Origin of the sequence: Novosphingobium sp. JCM 18896, from assembly GCF_025938095.1 — a bacterium.
In the GTDB taxonomy this organism is placed as follows: domain Bacteria; phylum Pseudomonadota; class Alphaproteobacteria; order Sphingomonadales; family Sphingomonadaceae; genus Novosphingobium.
In genome coordinates this window covers 1-21,907 of sequence record NZ_JAPCZF010000007.1, presented here as the reverse complement: position 1 = coordinate 21,907, position 21,907 = coordinate 1, and the positions used below count along the sequence as shown (strand labels likewise).

Annotated in this window: 21 protein-coding genes; 7 read left to right on the top strand and 14 right to left on the bottom strand. The window is 59.8% G+C overall.

The annotated features are described in order from the left end of the window. Nucleotides 1-145: 145 nt before the first annotated feature. Nucleotides 146-778 (bottom strand): tyrosine-type recombinase/integrase, encoded by a 633-nt coding sequence (locus OLX23_RS20980; protein WP_264447111.1) that lies wholly within the window; start codon nucleotides 776-778, stop codon nucleotides 146-148. A 79-nt stretch (nucleotides 779-857) separates the two neighbouring features. On the opposite strand from OLX23_RS20980, the gene OLX23_RS20975 reads away from it, so the two are divergent. From OLX23_RS20975 to OLX23_RS20965, 3 genes are all read left to right on the top strand, one after another. Then, complete coding sequence (locus OLX23_RS20975; RefSeq protein ID WP_264447109.1) at nucleotides 858-1,085, top strand: AbrB/MazE/SpoVT family DNA-binding domain-containing protein; 228 nt, start codon at nucleotides 858-860, stop codon at nucleotides 1,083-1,085. A 1-nt stretch (nucleotide 1,086) separates the two neighbouring features. Further along, nucleotides 1,087-1,476 (top strand): type II toxin-antitoxin system death-on-curing family toxin, encoded by a 390-nt coding sequence (locus tag OLX23_RS20970; RefSeq protein WP_264447108.1) that lies wholly within the window; start codon nucleotides 1,087-1,089, stop codon nucleotides 1,474-1,476. A 320-nt stretch (nucleotides 1,477-1,796) separates the two neighbouring features. Further along, nucleotides 1,797-2,654 carry a LysR family transcriptional regulator gene (locus tag OLX23_RS20965; RefSeq protein WP_264447107.1) on the top strand — a complete coding sequence of 286 codons (858 nt, stop codon included), beginning with the start codon at nucleotides 1,797-1,799 and terminating at the stop codon, nucleotides 2,652-2,654. Nucleotides 2,655-2,674: 20 nt separating this feature from the next. Here the strand turns inward: OLX23_RS20965 and csgH are convergent, their stop codons facing one another. The 10 genes from csgH to OLX23_RS20915 all read right to left on the bottom strand — a co-directional run bounded on the left by csgH (nucleotide 2,675) and on the right by OLX23_RS20915 (nucleotide 15,735). After that, a complete protein-coding gene (gene csgH, locus OLX23_RS20960; RefSeq protein WP_264447106.1) occupies nucleotides 2,675-3,031 on the bottom strand; it encodes a curli-like amyloid fiber formation chaperone CsgH in 357 nt (118 codons plus the stop codon). A 6-nt stretch (nucleotides 3,032-3,037) separates the two neighbouring features. Continuing rightward, the gene (locus OLX23_RS20955) at nucleotides 3,038-3,745 is read right to left on the bottom strand and encodes a hypothetical protein (protein WP_264447105.1); all 708 of its coding nucleotides are present in this window, start codon (nucleotides 3,743-3,745) and stop codon (nucleotides 3,038-3,040) included. A gap of 25 nt (nucleotides 3,746-3,770) precedes the next feature. After that, nucleotides 3,771-5,099 (bottom strand): hypothetical protein, encoded by a 1,329-nt coding sequence (locus OLX23_RS20950; protein ID WP_264447104.1) that lies wholly within the window; start codon nucleotides 5,097-5,099, stop codon nucleotides 3,771-3,773. Nucleotides 5,100-5,175: 76 nt separating this feature from the next. Continuing rightward, nucleotides 5,176-6,120, bottom strand: a complete 945-nt coding sequence (locus OLX23_RS20945; protein WP_264447103.1) for a hypothetical protein — start codon at nucleotides 6,118-6,120, stop codon at nucleotides 5,176-5,178. Nucleotides 6,121-6,231: 111 nt separating this feature from the next. Continuing rightward, the gene (locus OLX23_RS20940; RefSeq protein ID WP_264447102.1) at nucleotides 6,232-8,343 is read right to left on the bottom strand and encodes a beta strand repeat-containing protein; all 2,112 of its coding nucleotides are present in this window, start codon (nucleotides 8,341-8,343) and stop codon (nucleotides 6,232-6,234) included. Between the two features lie 200 nt (nucleotides 8,344-8,543). Continuing rightward, nucleotides 8,544-9,575, bottom strand: a complete 1,032-nt coding sequence (locus OLX23_RS20935) for a CsgG/HfaB family protein (RefSeq protein ID WP_264447101.1) — start codon at nucleotides 9,573-9,575, stop codon at nucleotides 8,544-8,546. A gap of 22 nt (nucleotides 9,576-9,597) precedes the next feature. Next, complete coding sequence (locus OLX23_RS20930; protein WP_264447100.1) at nucleotides 9,598-10,131, bottom strand: curli assembly protein CsgF; 534 nt, start codon at nucleotides 10,129-10,131, stop codon at nucleotides 9,598-9,600. Between the two features lie 1,181 nt (nucleotides 10,132-11,312). Continuing rightward, a complete protein-coding gene (locus OLX23_RS20925) occupies nucleotides 11,313-13,349 on the bottom strand; it encodes a TonB-dependent receptor (RefSeq protein WP_264447099.1) in 2,037 nt (678 codons plus the stop codon). A gap of 589 nt (nucleotides 13,350-13,938) precedes the next feature. Beyond that, on the bottom strand, nucleotides 13,939-14,775 hold the full coding sequence (locus OLX23_RS20920; RefSeq protein ID WP_264447098.1) for a hypothetical protein: 837 nt from the start codon (nucleotides 14,773-14,775) through the stop codon (nucleotides 13,939-13,941). Between the two features lie 252 nt (nucleotides 14,776-15,027). Next, nucleotides 15,028-15,735, bottom strand: a complete 708-nt coding sequence (locus OLX23_RS20915) for a hypothetical protein (RefSeq protein WP_264447097.1) — start codon at nucleotides 15,733-15,735, stop codon at nucleotides 15,028-15,030. A gap of 112 nt (nucleotides 15,736-15,847) precedes the next feature. Between OLX23_RS20915 and OLX23_RS20910 the strand changes: the two genes are divergently transcribed. The 3 genes from OLX23_RS20910 to OLX23_RS20900 all read left to right on the top strand — a co-directional run bounded on the left by OLX23_RS20910 (nucleotide 15,848) and on the right by OLX23_RS20900 (nucleotide 18,351). Continuing rightward, complete coding sequence (locus OLX23_RS20910) at nucleotides 15,848-16,504, top strand: HAD family hydrolase (protein WP_264447096.1); 657 nt, start codon at nucleotides 15,848-15,850, stop codon at nucleotides 16,502-16,504. A 208-nt stretch (nucleotides 16,505-16,712) separates the two neighbouring features. After that, nucleotides 16,713-17,747, top strand: a complete 1,035-nt coding sequence (locus tag OLX23_RS20905; RefSeq protein ID WP_264447095.1) for an IS110 family transposase — start codon at nucleotides 16,713-16,715, stop codon at nucleotides 17,745-17,747. 316 nt (nucleotides 17,748-18,063) lie between these two features. Further along, nucleotides 18,064-18,351, top strand: coding sequence for a hypothetical protein (locus tag OLX23_RS20900; RefSeq protein ID WP_264447094.1), 288 nt, complete (start codon nucleotides 18,064-18,066; stop codon nucleotides 18,349-18,351). 53 nt (nucleotides 18,352-18,404) lie between these two features. Here OLX23_RS20900 and OLX23_RS20895 read toward each other — a convergent pair whose 3' ends face one another. The 3 genes from OLX23_RS20895 to OLX23_RS20885 all read right to left on the bottom strand — a co-directional run bounded on the left by OLX23_RS20895 (nucleotide 18,405) and on the right by OLX23_RS20885 (nucleotide 20,697). Beyond that, complete coding sequence (locus OLX23_RS20895; protein ID WP_264447093.1) at nucleotides 18,405-19,055, bottom strand: VOC family protein; 651 nt, start codon at nucleotides 19,053-19,055, stop codon at nucleotides 18,405-18,407. A 219-nt stretch (nucleotides 19,056-19,274) separates the two neighbouring features. Next, on the bottom strand, nucleotides 19,275-19,709 hold the full coding sequence (locus OLX23_RS20890; RefSeq protein WP_264447092.1) for a hypothetical protein: 435 nt from the start codon (nucleotides 19,707-19,709) through the stop codon (nucleotides 19,275-19,277). A gap of 766 nt (nucleotides 19,710-20,475) precedes the next feature. Continuing rightward, complete coding sequence (locus OLX23_RS20885) at nucleotides 20,476-20,697, bottom strand: hypothetical protein (RefSeq protein WP_264447091.1); 222 nt, start codon at nucleotides 20,695-20,697, stop codon at nucleotides 20,476-20,478. A 285-nt stretch (nucleotides 20,698-20,982) separates the two neighbouring features. On the opposite strand from OLX23_RS20885, the gene OLX23_RS20880 reads away from it, so the two are divergent. Further along, entirely contained in the window at nucleotides 20,983-21,582 is a 600-nt protein-coding gene (locus OLX23_RS20880; protein WP_264447089.1) for a hypothetical protein, read from the top strand. Nucleotides 21,583-21,907: the final 325 nt, after the last annotated feature.

Sequence of the window (21,907 nt, the reverse complement as noted above, 5' to 3'; positions counted from 1 at the left end):
GCTGCCATGCTTGGATTCGGTCGCGTTGTAGGCCTCTGCCGCCGACATTGCGGTCACCCAGCGACCGCGTGACGTGCCTTGATAGCCGCCATCGGTTCACAAGTGTGCACCGGCCCCTCGAACTGGTCGAGGAGCCGGTGATCATTCATATTTCTGTCCTTTCGGACAGTGTTAGGGCGTCATCTATATCGACGCCGAGGTAGCGGACCGTGTTCTCGATGTTGGTGTGACCAAGCAGGATTTGGACGGCTCGCAGGTTTCCGGTGGCTTTGTAGATGATAGACGCCTTCGTACGACGCAACGAGTGCGTGCCGTATTCCCGATGATCGAGACCGACCGTCGAAACCCATTCATCGACGAGCCTGGCATACTGCCGAGTGCTTAAGTGGCCGAGGTAGTCCACGCGACTGGGAAATAGAAAATCATGTATATTCCCGCGGCGTCGCTCGAGCCACGCCGTCAGGCTCTTGCGAGCCTCCGACATAATCTCGAATTGCACGGGGCGACCGGTCTTTTGCTGGATGACAGTGGATCGATTGCGGATCGTGCCACCGCTTACAACATCCCCGATCCTGATTTTGACCAGGTCGCAGCCGCGCAGTTTGCTGTCGATGGCGAGGTCGAACAGCGCGCGATCGCGTAGTCGCCGATGCTCGTCGAGGTAGAACCGAATGGCCCAGATGTCGCGGGGCTTTAACGGGCGCTTCGGCCCGACATTCTGGCCCGCATTCCATGGTCTCCGTTCGTGTACGGCGGGGTCGAGATCTGAATGTCCCATGGTGCTTCTCCTGTGGCCCGGATGGCCGGGGGCAAGATACGCCTCTTGAGAACCTCGCGCTTCATGTTATAACTATCGTATGAACGCGAGCCTCAAAATCACCAAGATCGGCAATTCCGCCGGTGTCGTCTTGCCCAAGGAATTGCTCGCCAAGTTGCGTGCCGGTGTGGGCGACACGTTGTATGTGTCCGAGACGCCCGATGGTATCCGGATTACCGCTGGCGATCCTTCATTCGAGGCTAAAATGGCGCTGGCGGAGCAGATCATGCGTGAGGACAGGGATATCCTGCGCGTACTGGCCAAGTAAGATGGGACAAGTTGCAGAGCCGGTCTGGATCGAGGCCGAGCTCGCCTTGGCCATCCATGATCGTCAGTTGGCTGAGCATGGTGGTCCGGTCGGCGTTCGCGACCCGTCGGCACTGGAGTCGGCGCTGGCGCGAGCGCGTAATCAGTGGGGCTATGGCGAAACCGATCTCTGCGCTCTGGCGGCAGCCTATGCTTACGGCGTGGCGCGCAATCATCCTTTTGCTGACGGCAACAAGCGCACCGCATGGGTATTGGCGCGCTTGTTTCTCGCCTTGAACGAGGCGCAAATCGCGTTTGCACCTGACGAAGCCATTCGGATGGTTCTGGCGCTGGCCAGTGGCTCTCTAGCGGAGGCTGACGTGGCGGAATGGTTCAGAGTCAGGCTATCTTAATTCGCCAACAAAGGAGACATTCGTCGGTCTGAAAACGCTCCCTGGAATCTGCCGTACATTCATGAAGGTGCTACGCTCTGGTGAGAGACTGAGCCAACCGATGGCGATCATCTCATGAGCTTGCGGCTGACTCAAATTTGGTAGCTAGGGTGATGTTGCCCTTACGGGTTGCTGCTGGCGTAGCAGCCGCCAACGATTGCGCTGAAGAGCTAAGCTCGCTGTCGGCCAAAAACCTCGAACTTGCCTCTGAATGCCAAGGCCGCTCTAAGGAGGGTGGGCCGACGGACGGTTCGACATAGGTTTAGCATCTTGAGGACTACGTGGCGCAGGATCGAAATTTCTCACCTGTCGAGCTCTTAGACCTCATTGCGGTGTACGAAACGGGTTCGATGGGAAAAGCCGCCGAGCGCAACGGGCGGACCAAGCCCGCGGTCAGCATGGCCATCACTCGTCTCGAACGGGCAGTTGGCTTTGAAATTCTCGAGCGGCCTTCATGGACAGTGAAGTTCACCGATCGGGGCGAGGCGCTGGTCTTGAGGGCGAGGTCTGTGATGGCCGAGCATGAAGCGCTTGCCAAGCTTGCAGAAGTCCTTGCGACCGGCATTGAACCCCAGATTTCAGTCGCGGTGGATCAAGCCGCGCCCAAGGAACTCTGGTCCTCGATAATTGCTGAACTCGCAAGCACTTACCCGAACACCAAGCTCGAACTCATCGCCGCAGATGGCACGAAAGGTAGCGAGCTACTGCGATCGGGCCAAGTGAACGTCGCTTTGGTCCTCGATAATACATTGGTGAGTTCCGATGATCTTGAGTGGGAGATCATCCAGGACGTGGAGCTTGTTGAGGTTTGCCGCACGGGGACCGCTTTCCATGGGGCCGAACGCCCCTCGTCGCTGCCCCAGATCGTTCTCATCGACGATCCGCATCACATCGACTGTCAGCACGCTCCGAGATGCATTCATGTGTCGAGCCGCATGCTGCAACTCTCGCTCGTTTTGGATGGGACCGGTTGGGCAAGGCTTCCGGCGCATTTGCTCGAAGATCAACTCGAAATCGGAAAACTGATACAGTTCTCGCCTCCGGCCGACATGCCATTTCATCCCTCGGTTTTGGTCTGCCGCACCAAAGAGCCCGCCGGCCCGGCGGCCAGATCCCTTTGGGAGCTATTTACCAAGTAGCTGCAGTGGAATTGTTGAGACTAGTTCTGGATGGTCTTCTCGCCAACGAGCTTGTCACCATCAAACAGACGCAGATGCACAGAGTAGTGGTCATTGGCGCCCAAAGCGCCGAAGGACAATTGCGAAAGCCGCGCTGGCTTATTTGCTTCTACTGCTACCTGTCCGCCTTGACGCACGACCGAGTTGCCAGAGGGACCCCGCTTTTCGCCGACAAGCTCGTACCGTGCGATAAAGCTTTCGGGTGATTGGACGTGGCCGACAAAGATTTGCCCTTCCTCGGCGATCCAACATTCTGTCACGGTGCTTCCTTCACTGGCGCCGCTCAAAAGCAAGCCGCCTAGTACTGCGGCACAGCTCGAGATGATGCGGCGAAACATATTCGATCAGTTGCCGGTGGGCGGAGCAACTGTGCCGCCGCCGGGCACAATCACAGGCGTGCCACCAGTGCCCGTGCCGGTACCGCCCGTAGCGTTTTGCAGCGCCTGGGCCGCGGCCTGGGCGGCGACGGCCTGGGCGACGGGCGAGTTCGCGATGTCGCCGGTCGACAGACGCAGCGCGACCTCGCCCGCGTCGGGGGCATTGCCGCGTGCGAACCGCTCGGTGGCGGCGCGCTGGGCGTCGCGCTCGGTAGCGTTGGTCAGCAGCGATTCCTCGGCCGAGACCAAGGCCACTGGCGGCGCGGCCTGGACGACGATCGAGCAGTCGACGCCCTTGGGCGCCGGCCCTTGACCTGCCGCGGCGCGGTCGCAGGCGTCGACAAGACCCTGCGGCAGCGCGGCGACGCCAGGACGCGTATTGCGGTCGACGAGTTGCGAAGTCGATGCGTTGCTTGAAGCACGCGGGGCGGTTTGGCCGAAACGCGGGTCCTGACCGGCGCGCGGGCTGACTACCTGACTTGCAGTAACCGGACTAGCCGTACGGCTAACCTGGCTGATGCCGCTCGAGGGGACGGACTTGACGTCGCCGATCTGCTGCATCGAGCCGCTCGAAGCCGGCGAAACCTGATCGACCGTGAGATCGCTACGCTGTGCAAAGGCGGACGTCGCACCCAGAAGCGCGGCGCCGGCAAGCAGAACGGTTCGCAATCTCATGTCAGGTATCCTCCGACAGCAACCTTTACTGCCGCACGTTAGCGAAGTTGCCGTTGCCCGTTTGAGTGACGTTGCTCACGCTGCCGGCTACGACCGTCTGCGACACGAAAGCCTCGTTGCCCGAACCGTTCTGCAGGATCGCGCTGATCACGGCGAGACCTTCCGTACCGACCGCGGCCGACTGCAGCACGCTGACATAGTTGCCGACGCCGCCCTTCTGCTCGATCGTCGACTTGGCATAGGCCGAGCCCGGCGCCTGGTACACGTAGGCCGTGTTGTTGTTGCTCAGCTGGCGGATCGTCGATTCCTGCGCCATGCCGCGCTGGTAGACGACCGCGAAGTTGTCGTCGGCATCGCCGCCGTCGAGGCTGCCCTGGTCGATCTCGCTGAAGCTGCCGCTATCGAGCACGTCGCCGTCCTGGCGAACGTAGGCCTCGTTGTTGCTGCCCACCTGACGGGTGATAGCAATGGCATAGTCTTCCTGCAGGATGGCACCGCGGTTGCCGAAGCCTTCCTGGTAGAGGATCGCGCTGTTGAAGCTGCCGACGGTATCGCCGGTCTCGGCGGCGAAGGTCGTTGCGTTGTCGAGGCCCTGCTGGATCACGCCGTCGTTGCCGGCGCCCAGCTGATCGATGCGCGCGCGGTTCTGCTCGCCGACGCCGGTCGTCGGGACATTGACCGAAGAGAAGTTGAAGTTGCGCATGCCACCTTGCTGGATCGTGGCATTGTTGACCGCATTGGTGCCGTTGAAGGCCTGCGAGCTCAGATCGAAGCTGCGGTGGGTCTGATTGACCTCAGCCGTGTTCGAATAGAGGTTGCTGCCCGTAGGCGTGGCATAGCCGACCTGGCCGATGTAGACGCGGTTCAACGATTCCTGGAACGGCGCGCCGGTGTCCGCCTGGCGGACCGTGGCCGATCCGTCTTCGCCGTTCTGGTTGACGATGGCCCAGCCGCGGTTGCCGGCGGTCTGATCGATCCGCGCGAGGTTGCGGCTGCCGTCCTGTTCGACCGCGGACTTGTTGCCCGCCGTCTGGAACTGCAGGCCCGGCACCTGGGTCAGGTTGAAGGTGGCGATGATGTCTTCGGCCGACTGGTCGAAGGCCGCGCGCACGGCGGCCCGGGTATCGGCCTTCTGGACGTCGCTGCGGCTGACCACTTCGATGTCGAGCGACTTGCGCAGGGCTTCCTTCAGAACCTCATCATCGAGGAAGCTTTGCGGATTGTCGGCGATCTGGATGTCCGTGATCGGCGTCGAGCTGCCATCGGGGAAGATGACCTGCGCGGCCGCCGGCGAGCTCGCCAAAGCGAGAGCCGATACGGCGCCAAGCGCGATCGTTTTTGCCCTGCTACCCACGTGAACCTCCTGTTGTGCCCCACGGATGGGGTGGTTCGGTCGTCTTCATCCCCGCCGACTGACGGAACTATTCAAGTCAATACTGCATCACCGAGAGGCCCGATGTGCCGAAGGTACCCGCGCTCTGCTCGATGGCGATGCTGCGTCCGCCGGCCTGGCTGATCGAGATGTCGGCGCCGCCGGTCTGGCGCAGCGCGATGTAGTTGGCGCCACCCGTCTGCGTCAGGTTCGCGGTGTTGAAGCCGTTTTCCTGTTCGAGCAGGATCGTGGAATTGCCGTCCTGCGAAAGGTTAGCAGTGTTGCCACCGCCAGTCTGCTTCACATAGGCGATGTTATTCGCGCCGCTCTGTATCTCCGACGCGGAGTTCCGCGCGCCCAGCTCACCCTGCTGGATGATGACCGCGAGGTTGCGATCGCCGGTGATGCGCTGGTAAGCTTGATTGTTGCCGCCGGTCTGTGAGATGTAGAAGTCGTTGTCGTCGCCATCCAGAATGGCGACTTCCGCCGAGTTGCGCGAACCGCGCTGGGTGATCGTGCCCGAGGGCAGGTTCGTCGGCAGCGTGATGGGCCGATCCGCGGGCGTGAGAACCAACTGCGTGGTGGTCGCGCCGGCGTCCTTGTTGTTGCCCTTGCCGTCGCTCTGATGATGCTGGTCGCCCTGACCTTTATCGCCATCCTGGCTGTGACCGTCACTCTTGCCCGGTGCCGATGCCGCGGGCACGACCACGACCGTCTCCTTGAAGAGCTGCACCGGCGCGCCGTTGCCGATCGTGGCAATCGTACCGGTGCCATTATTGTTGCCCTGAATGTAGACCTGCGCCTTGCTACCGTCGGCGTTCGATTGGTCGATCGAGGTGTTGTTGCCGTCACCGATCTGGGCGATGCAGGCGACGTTGGCGGTGCCCACGCAGCTCGCTGCGAACTCGGCGTAGGTCTGCGCGGCGGCGTGGCTCGCGGTCATCAGCGCGAGTGCGCCGGCCGTCGTTGCCAGAATGCCCTTTGCCAGTTTCTTGCCAGTCATTGCACTGTTCCTTTGGCCTTCGGTCCCGTTGGTATCGGGCCCTTTCCAGAGCCAAGCCGCAGCTTGGTTCGAGAAAGGGGCGGGGTGGCCGAAGCCACCCCGCACTAAAGATTACTGCGCAACGTTGGCGATGTTGCCGTTACCCGTCTGCGTAACGATGCTGTACGAACCAGCCTGGGCCGTCTGCGTCACGAAGGCGGCGTTGAGGTTGCCGGTCTGCTTGATGATGCTGTCGACGTCAGCGACGCTCTGCGTGACCGATGCCAGGTTGAGGTTACCCTTCTGGGTGACCGAGCTGTAAGCATTCGCACCCGACTGGGTCACACCAGCGAGATTGGTGTTGCCGTCCTGGCTGATGACGCTTTCAGCGCTCGTGGCACCAGCGAACTGGTTGACGTTGCTGACGTTGGCATTGCCCTTCTGGTACACGGTGCTCGTGGCAGCAGCGAACTGGTTGACGTTGCTGATGTTCGCGTTTCCGATCTGGTCGATCGTGCTGGTCGCCGCAGCGGCCTGGAACACGTCGGAGATGTTGGCAACGCCGCTCTGGTAGATGTCGCTGGACGAGTCGTCAGCAGCAGCAGTCTGCTCCACGGTTGCGATATTGGCAGTCGAACCAGTGGTCGACGAACCCGGGGTACGGATGAAGCCCTGACGGATCGACGAACGAGCGCGGTCACCAGCCTGATTCAGTTCGGCGTAGTTTCCGGTACCAACCTGATTGATGTAGCTCTCAGGCGTCGACGAACCAGTGTTCCCCTTGCCAGACTGCGTAACGAAAGCCTGGTGGCCCACGCCTGCCTGGAACACTTCGCTCGCGGCATCGTCCGAACCGGCATTCTGGTTCACAACTGCAGTGCTGCCACCAAGCGAAGCGCTACCGCCGCTCTGGGTGACATCGCTGTCGTTGTTAGCAGCCTTCTGGTTCACCGTCGCCGTGTGACGATTGCCGGTCTGCGTGATGTCGCTGTCAGCAAACTTTGCATCGGCGTTCTGATTGACGGTCGCCTTGTGGTTGTCGAGCTGGACCAGACCGAAGAAAATGCTCGAGCTGCCCGTCTGATTCACCGTGCTGGTGCCACGCTCACCGTTCTGAGTGACATCCGCGGTGTTACGGTTGCCAGTCTGGAACACCTCGCTGTCGGCGCGAGCGCCACCCTGGCGAACGTCGGTGACGTTGCGGGTACCGTTCTGATCGACTTCGCTCGTCGCGTTGGCGGTCTGACGAACGTCAGCATCGTTGAAGTCGCCGCCGCGCTGCAGGATGTCGCTCTGAGCGTTGAATGCGCCGACGCTGTCGCCGCTCTGGTTCACAGAAGCGATGTTGTTGTTCGAAGTCTGGTTGATCTTGCTGCGAGCTTCGACACCCGACTGCGATACGTATGCTTCGTTGGAGTTACGGTTAGCACCGTTAGCGCCCTGATAGACTTCGCTGTTGGTGTAGTTGGCACTCTGCACGACGTACGTCTGGTTGCTGTTGCCGTACTGCTCAACCTTGCTTGTGCGACCCAGCGTGTCCGAACCACCGACGTTGGTTGCCGTCTGCGACACGTAAGCCGTGTTGCTGTTGCCGACCTGCAGCGTCGTCGAAGTGTCGATTTCGCCCTGAACGGTCTGAGCCTTGTTGCTGTTGCCGGTCTGCGTGATCGTGGCCAGCATGCGGCCGTCTTCTTCCGGAGTACCGCCGCTCACGCCGCCCTGACGGATCGCCGCCTCGTTGGCGCCGCCGTTCTGGTCGATCTTGGCGAGGTTGGCGAGGCCACCAGCCTGCAGGTTGCCCTGCGAAATCTCAGCCTTGTTGTCGCCAAGGTTGGTGTTGTTCTTCTGCGTGACGATAGCGCTCTGCTCGTATCCGGCCTGGATGCCCGCCGGGACGCCGAACTGGGTCAGAACGTTGAGGTTCGTACGATCGGTGCCGATCTGCGTAACCTTCGACTGGTTGCCGGCGGTGCCGCTCTGCGTGACCTTAGCGTAATTGTCGCCGCTGCGGTTGACATTCAGGACACCCTGCGTGATCGTCGAACGGTTCTTTGAACCACCGGTCTGATCGACGTCAGCGCGGTTGTTGTTTTCGTTCTGGACGATTTCCGAGTTGTTGTTGCTAGTGCTCGAAAGGCCCTGATAGGCGTTCGCAATCGGTGCGTCGGTCGAGGCGTTTTGCGCGTGAGCAGCGCTCACGGTGAGAGCGAGCGCCGAGGCGCCGATAAGAAGCTTCTTCATCATGATACTCTTCTCCTGTTTCATACGCATCTGCTGCGATTGTGTCGCAGCGGGTTGGGTCACCGGGTCTCTCTCTCCGGTGATTCCGTGCGTCCAGAAGCCGTGTGGCTGCCCCCTGGTGCACTGGTCGCACTCCCCCGACGGCCGGGACCGAGTTGGTGGACCGCACGGCCGCGACCGGGCCGTGCGGAATTAGGTTGGCCTTACGGCCGGGCCAGCTTCGCCGGCACGTTGGCCGAGTCTGCCGAGGCGGTCGCCGGGCGCACGGTCTGCGTGCTCGTCGGCGGGGTGACGGTGCGCGCCTGCTTGCGCTGACGCTCGCGGCGGCGGTCGGCCGGGGCGGCGTCGCGCCAGGCCTGGCTCAGCGCGCGGTTCTTCTCGGCCGCATAGTCGGTCAGCAGCTTGTCGCCCGCGGCCTTGTCCGCGAAGTTCCAGAGCTGGCGGGCACCGGGCTGGGCGCCTTCGAGGACGAGCGCGTAGACCGCCTTCTCGATGGCTGCCTGGGTGGCGATCTGCATCGGCTCGTTCGCCGAGATGCCGGCCTCGCCCTCGAGCAGCTCGTCGAAGGTGACGAACTTGAAGACGTTGGCGTTCATCGCGACCGAAGCGACCGTCTTGGTCGTGGTGACGTTGCCGAGCACCTCGCCGGTCTTCACCGAAATCGCGCGGAGCGAGATCGTGACCGTGTTCTGGCGCCACTGCATGTTGCCGCCGATGCCGAGGAAGCGGGCACCGAGGCCGCCGGTCTGCGTGTTGCTGTCGTAGCCGACGATGCCGCCTTCGAGCAGGATGCCCGCGAAGAGCAGCGAGGGCAGCACGTTCGACGGCGTCTCGGGCTCACCGAGGTAGCGCTGACGCATCTCGCGGATGATCTGGCGCTCCTTGAGCAGGTTGTCGAGACGCTCGCGCTCGACCACCGTGAACCAGTTGCCGTTGCCGGCATCGCGCAGCGCCTTGATCAGGATCGAGGTGCCACCCTGGGTGACGGCGCGCGACAGGCTCTGGATGTTCTCCGAGGGCTTGAGCTGGCCGGTCTGGTCGGTGAACGAGTAGACGGCGATGGGAACCGGCGCCGGCGGCGGCGGCAGGTAGATCAGGTCACGCTGGCTCGAGGTGACCTTGGCGAGCTGCGGTGCTTCGCTGGCCGTGGCGATCAGCGACTTCTGCGCGGCGGCACAGCCACCGAGCGCGAGCGACGCACACGACATCAGCGCGAGAATTGCGGTCTTCTTCATAATGTTGCCCCCCAATCCCCGTTTACTGGCCAGTCAGGCTGGTCAGGAGTGAACCTTCCACGCTCGACGTACCCGTGAGGGTGCTGCCGAGCAGCGAGCTTTCGGCCGACGTGTTGGCCGAGAGTGCGGCCGAAGCGGCCGAATTGCTGAAGTTGAGCACCGGGACCGAGATCACCGTGTTCTCACCCGTGGTGTTGTCGAAGATCGTCAGCTTGATTTCGCTGAGCGTGCGTTCGAACGAGATCTTCTGGTCGCCCACGGTGAACTCGCCGGTGGTGCCGGGGTTCGAACCGGTAATCGCCTCGACCACGGACGACGACAGGGCGGAAAGCAGGCGGCTCTGGATCTGGCGGGCGAACAGCTGCGCCTCGGTCAGTTCACCGGTCGTGCCGTCTTCGCTGGCCGGCTTGTCCGGACGCTGCGCCGTGGCGATCGCCAGCAGGTGATCCGAGTTGAACGGATTGCCGCCGAACGACGGGTTGATGAACTGGAACTTCAGCTCCTGGGCCGAAGCCGCGCTTGCCATCGAGACCGCGGCCAATGCCGCTGCGCTCATGGCGACCAACCTCACCTGCTTCATTATGGTAACCCCCTAAAGGTCTCGAAACCCGACTGTGTCACGAATCGTTACCGGCGTTTTCACCATTAGCGTTTCGTTAAGGAGCGACTACATGAGTCGTTAAGCAGGCGCAATGGGCTCGTTAAAAGCAGTGTTCCAATATGAAACACGCGAACTTGCTGTAATGAGTCGGTTAGAACTTAGACTAATACCGATAGTACCGGTGAGTTAATTGAAATGGTTAAAGTAAATGCCGCAGATTAAAGCGGAAATAGTATGCGTTATTTGTTACGGTTAACGGCCCGGCGGGCAGCCGCTACCTATTTAATTGGTTGAAACAACTCGCGGTATAGGTGGCACGGTTTGTCTCACCCTAGTGATTCTACTATTGCTCTGCCCGAATTTCTGAGCATTATACCGCCGCGCCTCGTCCCAAAATGGGCCGCCGACTTCGAATCGGCCGTGTGCGCATTTGCCTGGGTTGCGATTCCGCTCACTTCGACAGTCACCCATCGCCATTATAATCCAGTTAGCTGGCCGGGGGGGGGCAGACGCGGAGATGCCGCGCGAGGATGGCGGTGGTCGTCGCGTGCTACCTCATGGGTCTGAGGTCTGTTCCACAGGCGACCGGCGCTACTCCGCTGAGCCTGGTATTGTCGATGGTGCAGGTTGTCGCCAGGATCCGCCTGCTGCCGCCCGCGGTTTCGAGACTGGATCATCTCCTATTAGGGAGCCGCTGCGTTCAGGTGGCTGGTGATCGCATCGAGGTTCCATCAGTTGAGCTGAGTCGCTTCTCTCTGATGCCCCTTCACGATGCATGCCGGGACTGAAATGAGTAGAAGAGCTGATGCATTAGCGACACGGTGACAATGCACCGCAACGCTGAAAGTGCGTGGTCGAACGCGGCGTCGATGACGCACTGGAGCGCGCCATCAGCGAGGCTGAGATGCTCTCGCGAGGGCGGCTGGGGAGTTTTAGTCTCGCAGAGCTGGCAAGCCGGTTCGACACACGTGACATTTCAGCATCCTCGTGTACTGCGGGAACTAGCAGCCGACGAGGCGGCGATGCACGGTCCTTCAGTCCTCGTCGTTAGCGAAATTTCGTTCAGCGAAGACCGAGACGGTTCAGTTCAAGGTCTCATCTCTAGTGTACCGGCTCAGTTCGATCGGCGCGGTGGCTCAACGGCCGCCAAGTGTTTTGAGTAGCTTGAGTTGAAATTCGGGAGTTCTCTGCCGAGAAATCGCCTCTTGGGCAAAAGGTGCAATCAGGCGCTGGCGTGTACGCCGAGGGGACCGGAAGGTAGCCGATAGCGACAGCGTCCGGCTGATGCTGTGGGTATAGGCCAGGCTCGCGTCCCACCAGGCCAGGTCGGTAAGCTGGTAGTCGCGAGAACGGCTGTTGTACGACCACTGAAGCTGCGCCACGTCCCCGGGCACAGAGCCCCGCTCTGGAAGCGTCCATTCGAGCGTGCCGTTTGTCGTGTAGCGGAAGTCGCTTCGAACCTCGGGACGCCCGAAAGCATCGACCGGATTGCGTTGATTGAACAGATTGAGGCTCGCGCTGACCTTAAGGCGGCGGTTGAGCGCAGTGCTGAGATCGAATTGCGCGCCGGCATTTCGGCGGCTGCCCGCATTGACGAAGCTGTAGACGGTCGTTCCCGCAGGACTCACAGTGTAGGTCCTGCTCCACACATCGTCGGTGTCGCGCATGTAGGCGATTATGCCGGCCTGGGTTTTTCCCGAATGGTAGTGCAGGCTCACTTCGTAGGAATGCGTGCTCTGGTCCTTCAGGTTTGGGCTGCCCTGGAAGACCGTCACGGCATCCTCGACCAAACCATATGGGCGCAGGATCTCAAGGCGAGCTCGTTCGATTCTCTTGCTGTAACTGGCGCTCAGATCCAGCTTTCTCCCCAGCCGTTGCTTAGCGTGGAACGTCGGAAACAGATCTGATCGCCTGATCACCAATTCGGCGGATCCAGGGCTCGAGATGCGGCGGGCATTGTGTTCCACGCGTAGGCCGGGCGTCAGGATGAGAGCGCCCAGAGGCTGCTGAAAAGTCACATAGGCGGCAGTCGTGCTGCTCGAGCCGTCATACGCATCCGTCACATCAGGTCCGAGCGTACTGCCGGCGCCGATGCTCGTGAACCGATAGTCCTGCGTTGTGCCGTCGAGCCGCCAAGTGCTGCCGATCGACAGGATCTGGCCTGCCGCGGTGGGGCGTTTCCAGTCGATATGTGCATCCACGGATTGCGAGGGCTTATGAACGTCGGTCCGAAAGAGCCGTCCGTCGCTGAAGCGCGCGTCGGTCATATCTCGAACGTCGGGGTTCGCATAAAACTGGGCGGAGGCGCTGAGCGTCTCACCCTTGGCAGTCCCCCGATGGAGGATGCTGAACTCGCCCATCAGGTAGCTGGCGACGCTGCTCATGATGCGGTGTTCGTAGAACGAGGGAAAGTTGGCAGTGAGACCGAGGAACTGGCCCTTGTTGGTCACGATGTCGTGACCTCCTCCGCCTCCCAGCTGGGCCGAGATGGTGGTCTTAGGATCGAGATCGTAGGTAACCTTGCCGCTCAGCCGTCCGACCACGCCTTCATAGGAGAACTCTCCATCTTCCGAGTTCACGTTTGCAAGGTCGCCGCCTGGGCCTTCGACGGTGCGCAGCTTCTGATAGCGCGAACGCGCCATGGTCCCAACGTTTCCGCCTGCCTTGACCTCGTAGGCCCACTTCCCCCGTTTGACGTTTACGGTCGTGTCGACGAGGCTGTGTCCGTAGCTTGAGGATTGCAGGCTGACGTTGCCCGAGGTGCCTGCCGTTTCGTTCTTGCGCAGAATGACGTTGATGACGCCGCCGGTTCCTTCCGCAGAGAACTGCGCGGAAGGGTTGGTCAGGACCTCAATCCGGTCGATGTCGGTGCCGTGAAGCGTCCGCAGATACTGCTTGGCGTCGCCGATGTAGGGTCGGCCATTGATGTAGATATTTGCGTTACCGGCACCCAGCAGCAGGATACGGTCATCGGGCGTGACGGTGATCGCGGGCAACCCTCGGAGCAGTTGCACCGCGTCCTTCTGCGCCGAGTGGGGAGTTTGTTGGACCTGATAAGTCCGTCTGTCGATTTTCTCGGACTCTTGAGCCCGGGTGCCGATCACTTCGATGACATCGGCTTGATTTTCGACGGACGCTGCTTCGATCGCTTTGGGCAGAAAGGCTGCTGGCATGGGTTCTCCGCGACGATCGATCTCGATCTATACCGATCTTCGAGGATGGGAGAACACCGGAAAGCTCCAGATATGATCTACCCCGCCGCCGGGACACGCGATGATCGCCCACATTGCCGACATTCGACGGCTGATGCTCGCTCCCTAGAAGCGGCCGGCCATTCATGAAGCTTGACGAAATCAGGAGTAGCCTGATGACCGAGATCTCTGACATCGGCATGTCATGTCAGCGCTTCTGTTGCGCACTTGCAGATCTGCAGTAGGTTGCCTCCTATGCCTGACCAACCCCTTCAAGCGGGATATGAGTGGGTCGTAACCCACGTGTGGGACAGGTGCGGGCCGACGGCTGGGCGCCTAATGGCGCTGGCGCTCCTGCTGGCATTGATCGGCGGAGTCTGCGCGATCATAGGGCTCTGGGACTAGCGCGGTACCGCCGACATTGCCGCCGTTCAACCGTGCCTCCGAGCTCCTTGAAAGCGGCCACTTGTTCATGATGATGGGGAGGGAGGATCGGTTGGCGGTTGGAGCAGCGCCTTTCTCTGTGAATTGCAACGCTAGCCATTTCGCGCTTCTCATATCAGGAGGGTGGTCATCCCACTGAACGGCGCTCGACCGCATTATCACTCTGGCGCATTCCGTTGATCTTGCGGCGTCTACGGAGCAAAGTAAAAAGTATGGAAGCGAAACCTGCGATGGAAAGGCAAATTGTAATCACCTTCCACATGAAGGCGCGCCTTCGGACCGCATCCAGCTGCTGATATTCACGATTTAGGTCCTGTGAAACCTGCTCTCCGAAATGCCTGGATGCTACTGCCTCACCCTTAAGCGCCCTCTGAGCATCGGCGATGTTTTCTTGCGAGCTGTCGAGGATGAAAACACCTGCGCAGGGAGCCTGTAGGACTGTGAATAAATCTGGTCGCTGAGTTGGCAGAACCGTCGCACTGCCGCCGCGAAGCGGCGGTATCATAGATTGAGGTCTGCGAAGCGCGATCAAATATGGTCCCGCAGGAAACACCTCTGGTTCGGAGAATGTCGAGTTGTCCCAGGTAACTACTAATTTTCTTGGGACATTTCCGGTGATCGTTTGATGCACATTGACATCGAATTCCGCGTAGTCAGTAATCCATCCGGACTGGTTTTCCATCATAGCACGGAACTCAGGCGAGAGATCTGGGCGTTTTAGCATTTCCGCCCTATCGTCTCTTGCCCTTTGGTCGAGAACGACGTGAAAATTTGAGATTCTGCCTACCACGATCGCATCGGCATATCGAATGTCTTCGAATTTGAACGGAGCAATGTCGATACACGCATTTGCGGGCTCGGTTGAGAAGATGGATGCCGCGACCGCTGTGATGGTGGGGATGTGGTGACTGCGCATCCTCCCACGATAACTCAATGCAGCGATGCTCAGGTTAACGCCTGGCATGCGTCAGCCTGGATTTCGGACGCTCGAGTTCGCGGACCATGCCGCATGATCAATGGAAAGCTTTCGGAACTTCGCTCGGGATCTCCATGTGAGGGTAAAGTTGGCCGCAGCCGCCTATATCGACTGCCGCGCGTACCCCGGTCTCCGCCGACATAGCGGTCGACGAAGTAGGGGTTGGCAGTCCCTGAAAGCGCCGTGCGTTCATACTTCCGAGAAAGAGAATAGCAAAAGCCGCGCTGACTTTCGGAAACCTCAGGACAGAGTCGAACGGAAAACAGGTGGTTGCGGAGAGGTCCTCGCTTTGGCCTGAAAATTTCTCACATTCTGACCGACTAAAATTGGAGCCGACACTTTCGAAGATCGTACGAGCTGCACCTTGGTAGGGTCGTCATTCGTGCTCCAAAGTGATGTGAGCAAGAGGATTGCCCACATGACCATGAGTACAACGCAAATCGCATATGATGGCCAGCGACCATGAGAGGAAGTTTTGCTGATAGAAAATGGTTCAGGGAAGAAACGAGTTAACTCATTTGCTGCCCAACAATCTTTGAGATACTTTCGCTGAACCTGAGATGCGACAATACCCCGCATAGTCACATATGCGACAAAACCGGAAGAAAGTCCAATAGCCCATCCCAGAATTCCTTTCGCTGGCGTCGTGCCATTGGACGAAGCTACCAACGCGTATGCAGCGATCGTAAATCCTTGAAACGTAAGATTCCAGGTCATTCGAGTGCTTGCTAAACCTTGCTCAACCTCGATTTGTTTAGCGATCATCTCTGCGCAGCGAATCTGATCCTCGTTGGGCTTTGAGAAGATCGGCACAAATATACGCGGATCGCGAAAGTCAGGCGGATTGAAGCCGAGAAACCCATTCCAGGCTCTCTTAACCCAGTGCTCTGGTGTCCGCTTTTCGCCGCACTTTGTTTCACTTGGCTCGACAGAAACGATCGCGTCCACAATATCCCCCACGTAGTCGAAGCAGTTTCTCACATTCGATTGCCTAAGGAAATAGTCCGTTCCATTCTGCCGTAACGGCAGCGATCTGCTGGCGGGTTCTAAGGGTGACCACGTGAGCATTGAAGCACTCATTTTCGATTTCGATGGCGTGATCGCCGATAGCGAACACATCGCCAACGTCGTGGTGTCCGAGTTGTCAACTCAACTAGGCTATTCCGTTTGCCCTGAGGACGCTCTCGACATTTTTGTTGGAAAGCGATCCTCTGAGGTGCGCGACATCATAGAGCAGGAGACGGGCCAAGCATTGCCAGGATTTGAGACCACCCTCCTATCCCGTACCCTTGAAGCGTTTGCCAGGGGACTGGAGCCTGTTAAGGGTGCTGCCGCATACCTTGAGCGCCATTCTGGAACTCCGAAATGCATCGCGTCTTCGAGTTCGCATGCTAGGCTTGAGGCCAGTTTGGCAAAGATTGGCTTGAGGGAGCATTTTGCCGGTCGTGTGTTCAGCGCTGATGACGTTGCGAGGGGCAAGCCGTTTCCGGACTTGTTTCTTCACGCGGCAAACCAACTTGCCGTTTTGCCTAGCCGAGTGCTGGTGATCGAAGACAGCGTGTCGGGCGTTAAGGCGGCCAAGGCTGCAGGAATGTCTGTAGTCGGTCTACTTGCGGGATCTCACGTGCGCCCCAATCTCGCCGAACGCCTCGCAGCCGCCGGTGCTGATTTCCTCGTTGCTGATTACGAGGAGTTGGATCGCGTTGTTGTGCTCTAAGCGTCTGCTGTTCGTAATTCGCCCTCTGCGGAATAGTTTTTTGATCGGCAGCGCGAGCGAAAGGTAGCCGGTGTGGAGTCGTCGCCCGCCGACAAAACGGTCGTTCGTCAGCATGGTTCACGTTCCCGAAAGCTGATGGGGTGGACGCCCCCCGACGGCATCGATGTGCCAAAGTGGAGGTGTTGATCACCACTTGAGGGAGGCGTCCGTGTCGCAGGTTATCACAATCGGGTTGGATATCGCCAAGAGTTCGTTCCACGCGCATGGCGCCGATGAACGCGGTAAGGCGGTCTTCAGCCGCAAGCTGAGCCGGGGCAAGCTGCTTGACTTCTTCGCCACGCAACCGGCCTGCCTCGTCGCGATGGAGGCATGCGGCGGCTCGCATCACTGGGCTCGCGAGTTGACGCAGTTCGGCCATGAGGTGCGACTAATCCCGCCTGCCTATGTCAAACCGTTCGTGAAACGACACAAGAACGATGCGGTCGATGCAGAGGCTATTTGCGAGGCGGCGCGGCGACCGGGCATGCGCTTCGTTGCGATAAAAACGGAGGAGCAGCAGGCTGCCGGTATGGTCTTCCGGACCCGTGACCTACTGGTCCGGCAACGCACCCAGCTCATCAATGCATTGCGGGGCCATCTTGCCGAATATGGCTGGGTAGCGCCGCGCGGCAAGGCCCAGATGACGATTTTGGCGGACTTGCTCGACGAGGATGAAATGGCTTCGTCATTGCCCGAGGCGGCACGCGCCATGTTCCGCATCATGACCGATATGCTGGCCGAACTTGGCGACCGGATCGCCGACCTGGACAAGGAAATCGCACGTCGCGCCCGCGAGGATGAGGTTGCCCGCCGGCTAATGACGATCCCCGGCATCGGGCCGATCGCTGCTACCGCGATCGTGGCGCTGGCGCCTCATGCTGCCACGTTCAGCAAGGGGCGCGACTTTGCTGCGTGGCTGGGCCTCGCTCCGCTCCAACACTCGACGGGAGGCAAGCAGAAGCTCGGCCGCATCTCGAAAATGGGCGAGCGAACGATCAGGCGGCTTCTCATCATCGGCGGTAGCGCGGTCGTAAGGCAGGCTACTATACATGGCGCGCGGCCAGGCTCGTGGCTGGAAGGGATGCTAGCGCGTAAGCCCCGGATGCTTGTCTCGGTGGCGCTCGCGAACAAGATGGCGCGCATCGCTTGGGCACTGATGACCAGGAAAGAAGATTACAAAGCTCCGGTCGTCGCTGCAGCGTAGGGCTGCGGCGAAGGCCAGAGGTCGCCGGGAGACGTAGGCGGTCGAAGGAGGGTATGGCACAACAGTCGGTACGACGGGGTCGGAAAACCAGAGAATGGCGTAGCGCTAACCAAGCGCGCAAAGCCGATGTGGATCCGGTCCGCGAACTCCCATACTGGCCCACAGCCATAGGCTGTATCAGAGGCCGGACAGACGAGAGCACCTGACTACGTGCCGGACCTCATTTATCGCTTGCTTCTTTAGGGGCGTCCACAGACGTCGTTCGTTGTAATGTGACGGCGCGGCGCTAACCGCCGCATCAGCAGGGGATGTCATTGTGGCGGATGGTACGGATCAACCGGCTTTTGGCACAGTGCGATTGGCTCTTTGGACGACCATCGTGGGTTGCCTGCTGCTGCCATTTCTGGCGATGCAGGTCACCGATGAAGTGACTTGGTCAGGTTTTGATTTCGTCGCCGCAGCCGTTTTGCTGTTTGGGGCAGGCGGTGCGTTTGAGTTGTTGCTCCACTCGAGAATCTCGCGACGTTCGCGTATCATCATCGGGGCTGCGGTCGCGTCTGCTGTTGCCGTTATTTGGGCTCAAGGGGCGGTCGGGGTGATCTGATGACCACAGGCCGGCTGTTCGCCGGGTGCTCAAAGTTTTGCATAAGCGGCCGTTCAATGATCAGGCCCCGTATCCGGCCACGCGCAAACGCACACGCGATTGCCTGCGCGATCCGATAAGGTCCAGTGCGAGGGCGCGTGGCTTTCATCGACGATACGGCCGCCTGCGGCAATGGCCGCAGTGAGGCGCGCCTGCACCTGATCTCGCGAGACAGAAACGTCGATGTGCATCGCATGGCGAAGTGACTTCGTTTCGGACAGCTCCTGCATCCAGACCGTGGATCCGTGACCCAGTGGGTCTACCGCATTGTCATCGGCCATCGGTTCATACCCGAGCACCGCTCGCCAGAACCCGAGATCTATGCAGCTTTCTTTCGCGGCAACCGCAATCTGAACTTCCTGCACCGCGCTTCGGTCTGCAACAGCTCCTTGGTGATGGGCTACCGAAGACACGGCTCGAGCCAGCCCCCGGTGTTCGTCTTCAAGCTGCCAAACGTCCCGCGTGAGCCGGATCGCGACGCCCCCATCAGAGATCGTGATCTTCGCGCCGCGACCGGAGAGGTCCGATACCGCAGAGATGGAGGCGGCCAGGCGCCCTGCGGCTTCGAGCGAACCGGTCCTGAAGAACGCGGCGGCTCCGCCGTGTAGAACCACCCAATCAGTCAAACCCTCGGCAAGGAAGCTTTTCCAACCGTCTTCGCTCACGCTGTTTCTCCCTGCTTGATTGAGCTTACGCTGGACTCCCAATAACGACTGAGGCTCCTCGACGATGTGGCGTCAAGCGCCAACAGTTCGGGAGGGGGCAGTTTGCTCGTGCGGGCCGGAGCCGGGATCTTGAAGGACTCACTTGCGACAGTGGCCCTTCAACTTAGAGGACCCCGGACGAGCCGCGTTCGGGGGCACCCTAACCAACGGCTAAAGGCGTCAGTTCGCCGCGAATTGCTGAGCCGAGCGCAGATCGGCGGCCAAGCGGTCAGCATCGCGGTCAGCAGCTTTCACGAGATGGGCCCGCACATCGTCGGCACGCCGCGCGATAGAAGCGGCAACGTTTCCTCTATTTTCCGAACACTTGCCGAAATGACTGCCACGGATCACGTTATCGTCGTCAAGACGATGCGACAGCGCTGCGCCGGTGGTGGGGGTGACATCGCGGATGACGGCTACCCGGACCGACCAGAGACAGCGTTCAGTGCTGGGCCTAGTCCCCGCTGACATGCCAATCTGCTGGGTTGATGTCGTTACATCGGCGCGATAGCTGACTTCATATCGCCGACCCTCATTCTCGACGTTCGTCCGATGCACCTGATTAGCAATCGGCGCAGCACTAGCAGCAGTCATGGCGAGCAAAGATAAGATCACAACATACTCCTCTATCCAACTTCAATGGATCTAGCTCGCGGGGTACGTTTGAATTCGGAAGACCCCGTGAGTTCGATACGTCCGACATCACGAGACTATTCTCGCCAGAGGGGCCCGGTCCGCTCCTTCAAGCTATCGCTCGAAGGCTGAATTTCAAGGTGGCGCCCGCAATCACTGAAGGGGGCAATAATTTGTTACACAGGCTCGGAGCGGTTCAAACCGCCCCGGTACTCCCTTAAGTCGCGGGATCCTAGGAGGGGGCATGCAATTGCGGAGCGAATGGCGACGTCCGCCAACAGACCTGCCGTTCGCGGTCCTGGATCGCGGCATCGTTAGCTGCCGCCCGTTCATCCGCGGCGGGGATAGCGATACGATGACCGCAACCCCTTAGCCATTGCCGACATTCAGGCTACCAAATGGCCTACCTGAAGGCTGCCATTCGTTAAACGGAACCGGCAAGGACGCCCCTATTTTGCACGTTGGCCATGGCAGGTGCCTGGCCTAGACGAGCTTGCCGCCGAGCAATCCTACTATCGATCCCAGCCCCGTCTTCCAGGCAAAACCAAGCGCATCGGACACCCCCTGCTGATTCTGAGTTGGGAGAGGCCACAGAGCCGCAAGTAGAACTTGGCCTCCGAGACAAAGTATCGTTACGCAAAGAACGGACAAGAATACCATTCTGAAGCTACGCGCTGCCGATGAGCCACTTCCTTCTGGCCTAAAGGCGGGGGTAACCTGAGGGCTGTCCTGATCCATCACCATGCCCTTACTTGTTGTAGTGCTGCGAAACAGCGCCCGGAGATATGCCGAGCAAACGGGCCATGAAGGATTGCTTCACTTCTGCATCTTTCGCAGCCACGAGGAGAGCGCGGCCGAACTCCGTCATGCGCCCCCCTTCCGTCTTCGCTAGGTCCCGCAGGCCATCGACGAGCTCGAGCTCTGCCTCGATGGCTTTCAGCTGCTTGCGGATTATGCGAGTCGGCGACATGAACCCTCCAATACTACGAAGGGCTATTCTAAACAATTTTATCTGTCAAATCGTTTAGAAAGGCCTTGAGGGGGTTTAAAATTCCCATGGAGCTGTATGCTCGGCATCAACAGCCAACAGGGCTGGGATGCTGGCCACTCTTGCTGCGACCAAGGGCGCTCTCATACGCGGACCGCAGGCTGAAGTCCGCCGGCCATTCGCGCCAACATTGCGGACCTTTGTATCTTGGCATCATTCGGATAAAAGCGGACGAGTTTTTTGCGATGATCGGGCGAATGCGGGGTGATGAAAGCTGCTCTCCTGTCGGTTGGCGCGATTGTCGCGATCTGGTCTGCGGCGGCCGGCTTTAGCGAAAAATCTCGGCAGAGCGTTGCAGGGCATCAATTCGATGTGCCCAAAAACCACGTATTCGACGCCAAGATACCCTGGCTCCCCGCTCCCGAGAGCGATAGCTTCGTGTTTCTATTGGAACCCAACCGCTACCCGAACCAGATACCGAAGCATCGCATCCTAGTTCAGCCTTTAGCCGGACGCTGTCCGGGTGGTGTGTCGCATTTGATGGATGTTGTATGTGGGAAGGCAACGGAGCTGACTGGCACGAACCCAAAATTCGAGCGCCGTCAGAACGAACTCGGTTCTTGGTCCTCAGATCTATTCATCGTGTATCACGACGACCGAACTGGTCAGAAAACGTGGCAGCAGGTTGCGAGCTGTCAGCTCTTCGAACCCAATCCGGCGAACCCGAAACCCTCAAACCTATGCACCACCGTTTGGGGCTACAAAGGTATGTTACTCCAGTTCAGTTTTGACGAAACGGAAGCCGATGAGATGCCGAGGATGAAGGCAAAAGCAATGGCGTTTCTGGATAGCTGGGAGATTCAATAAGCGCGATTGGGGTGCTAGGTCTATAAGTCCGCTTTCCATTCCTCGCCGCTCGATAACTGCCTGTCCGGACACCACAACCGGGCCGTCGGGCGCTCAAGCCGGGCTGGGTGAGGGCGCCTCCCGCCGACATTCCTGCCGTTCGAGGAGCCGTAGCCGCTTCTTGAAACCCGCCATTCGTTCAGGGCAGTCCCGTTGCTAGAACGTAAGCGGAGCCTGAGCCCCACCTTGCGGGTGTGAACCGCGTAGCCGAGTTTCACCGCCTTTGATCAGGCGGAGGTCGTTAGTGCTATGACGATGTCATGTGACGATGCTGGCACTAGCGGGG

What these genes read in the sequence shown, in the direction of transcription:
- OLX23_RS20935 (WP_264447101.1), bottom strand. Translation starts at nt 9,575, where the DNA reads ATGAAGAAGACCGCAATTCTCGCGCTGATGTCGTGTGCGTCGCTCGCG.
- OLX23_RS20920 (WP_264447098.1), bottom strand. Translation starts at nt 14,775, where the DNA reads ATGCCAGGCGTTAACCTGAGCATCGCTGCATTGAGTTATCGTGGGAGG.
- OLX23_RS20940 (WP_264447102.1), bottom strand. Translation starts at nt 8,343, where the DNA reads ATGATGAAGAAGCTTCTTATCGGCGCCTCGGCGCTCGCTCTCACCGTG.
- csgH (WP_264447106.1), bottom strand. Translation starts at nt 3,031, where the DNA reads ATGTTTCGCCGCATCATCTCGAGCTGTGCCGCAGTACTAGGCGGCTTG.
- OLX23_RS20885 (WP_264447091.1), bottom strand. Translation starts at nt 20,697, where the DNA reads ATGTCGCCGACTCGCATAATCCGCAAGCAGCTGAAAGCCATCGAGGCA.
- OLX23_RS20880 (WP_264447089.1), top strand. Translation starts at nt 20,983, where the DNA reads ATGAAAGCTGCTCTCCTGTCGGTTGGCGCGATTGTCGCGATCTGGTCT.
- OLX23_RS20970 (WP_264447108.1), top strand. Translation starts at nt 1,087, where the DNA reads ATGGGACAAGTTGCAGAGCCGGTCTGGATCGAGGCCGAGCTCGCCTTG.
- OLX23_RS20930 (WP_264447100.1), bottom strand. Translation starts at nt 10,131, where the DNA reads ATGAGCGCAGCGGCATTGGCCGCGGTCTCGATGGCAAGCGCGGCTTCG.
- OLX23_RS20925 (WP_264447099.1), bottom strand. Translation starts at nt 13,349, where the DNA reads ATGCCAGCAGCCTTTCTGCCCAAAGCGATCGAAGCAGCGTCCGTCGAA.
- OLX23_RS20945 (WP_264447103.1), bottom strand. Translation starts at nt 6,120, where the DNA reads ATGACTGGCAAGAAACTGGCAAAGGGCATTCTGGCAACGACGGCCGGC.
- OLX23_RS20980 (WP_264447111.1), bottom strand. Translation starts at nt 778, where the DNA reads ATGGGACATTCAGATCTCGACCCCGCCGTACACGAACGGAGACCATGG.
- OLX23_RS20975 (WP_264447109.1), top strand. Translation starts at nt 858, where the DNA reads ATGAACGCGAGCCTCAAAATCACCAAGATCGGCAATTCCGCCGGTGTC.
- OLX23_RS20955 (WP_264447105.1), bottom strand. Translation starts at nt 3,745, where the DNA reads ATGAGATTGCGAACCGTTCTGCTTGCCGGCGCCGCGCTTCTGGGTGCG.